Origin of the sequence: Streptomyces sp. NPDC092045, from assembly GCF_044756005.1 — a bacterium.
Lineage (GTDB): Bacteria > Actinomycetota > Actinomycetes > Streptomycetales > Streptomycetaceae > Streptomyces.
In genome coordinates, this window is record NZ_JBIVSC010000043.1 from 1 (window position 1) to 3377 (window position 3377).

At 72.5% G+C, this 3377-nt stretch carries 4 protein-coding genes; 1 reads left to right on the top strand and 3 read right to left on the bottom strand.

The annotated features are described in order from the left end of the window. Positions 1-366: 366 nt before the first annotated feature. The gene (locus ACIQKA_RS34860) at positions 367-1374 is read right to left on the bottom strand and encodes a stage II sporulation protein M (protein ID WP_390113212.1); all 1008 of its coding nucleotides are present in this window, start codon (positions 1372-1374) and stop codon (positions 367-369) included. Between the two features lie 118 nt (positions 1375-1492). Here ACIQKA_RS34860 and ACIQKA_RS34865 point away from each other — a divergent pair, with 118 nt between their 5' ends. Further along, positions 1493-2530, top strand: a complete 1038-nt coding sequence (locus ACIQKA_RS34865) for an RDD family protein (protein WP_402543402.1) — start codon at positions 1493-1495, stop codon at positions 2528-2530. 23 nt (positions 2531-2553) lie between these two features. Here ACIQKA_RS34865 and ACIQKA_RS34870 read toward each other — a convergent pair whose 3' ends face one another. Beyond that, entirely contained in the window at positions 2554-3168 is a 615-nt protein-coding gene (locus ACIQKA_RS34870; protein WP_402543403.1) for a hypothetical protein, read from the bottom strand. 128 nt (positions 3169-3296) lie between these two features. Further along, positions 3297-3377, bottom strand: an 81-nt coding sequence (locus ACIQKA_RS34875; RefSeq protein WP_402542461.1) for an adenosylhomocysteinase, incomplete at its 5' end; no start/stop codon positions are given.

A 3377-nucleotide genomic window follows, 5' to 3' on the forward strand; every position in this document is an offset into this window, starting at 1 on the left:
TCACCCTCTCGGGCTTTCCTCCGGGCTTTTCCCTTCGGTCTTGCGTTTCCGACTCTATCAGATCTTTCCGATCCGATTTCCTCGGTGCTTTCCGGTCCCTTCGCTTTCGCTCCGGGCCCTTCCGGCGGTTCCGACTTTATCAGATTCATTTCGGCCGACCTAATCGGTGGCTTTCGTGATTCGGATAAGAATCGGGATGACTCCGGGGAATCGAAATTCCCGACCGGAGTGAGTGAGACTTTACTTGGTTGCTGCCGAGCTGTCCAGCTCCAGGCAACTGTTCAAATCTACCTCCCCGCAATCGCCGTGTCAACAGCTTTTGCGGGCACCGGAGGAGACTAGCAGCTCGGCAGAGCCGTACGCACATCAGGCCGCGGTGGGGAGCGCGGCGTTGCGGTCGGGCTCCTCCAGGTCGCCCCGGTCGCCGGCGCGGGAGGCGCGGCCGCCGAGGACGTGGACGTACGCGAGGAAGGCCAGTTCGGCGGTGATGCCGATGGTGATGCGGGCCCAGGTCGGCAGGCCGGAGGGGGTGACGAAGCCTTCGATCAGGCCCGAGACGAAGAGGACCGGGGCGAGGCCGATGGCCATGCCGACGGCCGCGCGGCCCCGTTCCGCGAGGGCCGCGCGACGGGTGGTGGGGCCCGGTTCGATGACGGTCCAGCCGAGGCGGAGGCCCGTACCGGCGGCCACGAAGACGGCGGTCAGTTCCAACAGGCCGTGCGGAAGGATCAGCCCCAGGAACACGTCGAGGCGGCCGGCGGAGGACATCAGGCCGATGCCGACGCCGAGGTTCAGCATGTTCAGGAAGAGGATCCAGAGGACCGGGATCCCCAGGAAGGCGCCCAGGACCAGGCACATGGCGGCGGCCCGGGCGTTGTTCGTCCAGACCTGGGCGGCGAAGGAGGCCGCCGGGTGGCTGGAGTAGTAGGTCTCGTACTGGCCGCCGGGGCGGGTCATCTCGCGGAGTTCGGCGGGGGCGCCGATCGAGGCCTGGACCTCCGGGTGCGTTCCGATCCACCAGCCGACGAGGACCGCGAGCAGGGTGGAGAGGACGGCCGTGGGGATCCACCAGTGGCGGGAGCCGTGGACGGCCGCCGGGAAGCCGGCCGTGAAGAAGCGGGCGGCGTCGCGCCACGAGGAGCGGCGGGTGCCGGTCACCGTGGCGCGGGCGCGGGCCACGAGCTGGGTGAGCCGGGCCGTGAGCAGGGGGTCCGGGGCGCTGGACTGCACGATCGAGAGGTGGGTGGCCGCGCGCTGGTACAGGGCGACGAGCTCGTCCGCCTCCGCCCCCGTGAGCTTCCGGCCCCGGCGCAGCAGGTGGTCGAGGCGTTCCCACTCCGCGCGGTGGGCGGTGGCGTAGACGTCGAGGTCCATGATCGGCTGCTGCTCCAGGACTGGCTTCGGGCGGGTCCGTACTACTGCGGCGCGCTGGGGGTCAGCTTGGCAGACTGGCGTTCGGAGGGGTCGGGAAGGCCGGAGGAGGGTGGGTGCCGTGAGTGGTGTGGTGACGGGCGACGCCGTCGTACTGGGACTGCGGCCCGCGCGGCTGCCGAGCCGGGCGCTCGCGGTGCTCGTCGACCTGGTCGTGGTGTGGGCCGCGTACCTGTTGGTCACGATCGGGCTCGCGGTCGCCACGGCCTCGCTGGACGAGGCGGCGGTGACGGCCGTGTCCATCGCGGCCTTCCTGCTGGTCCTTGTGGGAGCGCCGATCGCGGTGGAGACGCTGTCCCACGGGCGGTCGCTCGGGAAGATGGCCTGCGGGCTGCGGGTCGTGCGGGACGACGGCGGGCCGATCCGGTTCCGGCACGCGCTGGTGCGGGGGGCCATGGGGGTCGTGGAGATCCTGATGACCCTCGGTGTCGTCGCCTGCGTCGCGTCGCTGGTGTCCGAGCGCGGGCGTCGGCTCGGGGACGTGTTCGCGGGGACGCTGGTCGTACGGGAGCGGATGCCCGCGGCGCGGGTCCGGCCGGTTCCCCCGCCGCCGCCGTGGCTGGTGGGCCGGTTCGCCGGGCTCGACCTCTCGGCGGTGCCGGAGGCGCTGTGGCTGGAGGTGCGCCACTACCTCACGCGGGCGCGTGAACTGGATCCGGCCGTGGGGCGGCAGCTCGCCGGGCGTCTGGCCGACGAGCTGGTGGCCCGGACGGGGGCGCCTCCGCCCGCGGGGGTGCCGGCTGAGGCGTATCTGGCGGGTGTGGTGGCCGAGCGGCAGGCGCGGGAGGCGCGGCGGGCGTTCGCGGAGGCGGGGCACGGGCCTGGACACGGGACCGGGTCTGGATACGGGACCGGGCCTGGATACGGGCACGGGACCGGACGCGGGAGCGGACCCGGCCACGGGACCGGGCCCGGAGCTGTCATGGGGACTGGGGACGGGTGCGAAGCCGGTGGGGCCTTCGGTGTTCCGGCCGCGCCCGTTCCTCCGGCCGCTCCGTCGGGCGCCCCGCCGGTCGTTCCTCCCGCGAGTGCTCCCCCGGCCGCCGGGTCCTCCCGGGAGGGCCGCCCGCCCGCCACCGGGTTCGCCCCGCCCGCCTGACGTCCGATCCGGCGGTTCCCCGGTCAGAGGAAGGACGAGGGCGGGGTGTCGAGGTCTTCGAGTTCGATGCCGGGGGCCGCGAGGACCACGTCCCCGGCGATGTGGACGGTGTGGCGCTCGCCCGTGTCCAGAGTGCTGACCTGGTACTCGTCCACCGTCAGGGGGCCGTTGTCAGTGGGGTGCGCTTCACTTCTCAGCAGGGCCCAGGACTGGTCGACCGTGAGGGGGGCGAGCACCGGGTCCGTGAGGGCGACGAGCCTGACACGGGTCTCGGGGGAATCGGGGGTGAGGCGCAGGAGTCGCGTGAGGGCGACGAGGAAGGCCGGGGAGCTGCCGGTGAAGGCGTGGGCGCGCACATTGCCTTCGGCGGCATCGGCTCCGGCGGGGTCCGTGCGGACCCAGGTGACGCCGTCGAGGGCCGCGCCGCGGACCTGCCAGCCGGCGGCGTGCAGTTCGAGGCGGATGGGGCGGCCCAGTTCGTCGACGGCCAGGTCGACGGAGCCCCGGTGATCACCGGAGGGGGTGGTGGTCTGCGCGACGTAGCGCCAGCCGGAGGGGCCCGGCGCGCAGTGGAAGTGTTCTTCGCCGAGGGGAGTGTGATCGTGCGGGTCATGGAGCGAATAACGGCCGCGGGGCATGGGTCCTCGGGTGGCTTCCAGGAGCGGTAGCAGGGGGCGGGACGGGGCAGGCCCCCCGACACGGGGGTGCGGGGGGCCTGCCTCGATCCTCTGCGGACGTCTTCCGCGGATCTTCTCCGCGGAGTCCGTCAGTAGCGGTAGTGGTCCGGCTTGTACGGGCCCTCGACCTCGACGCCGATGTAGGAGGCCTGCTCCGGGCGCAGGGTCGT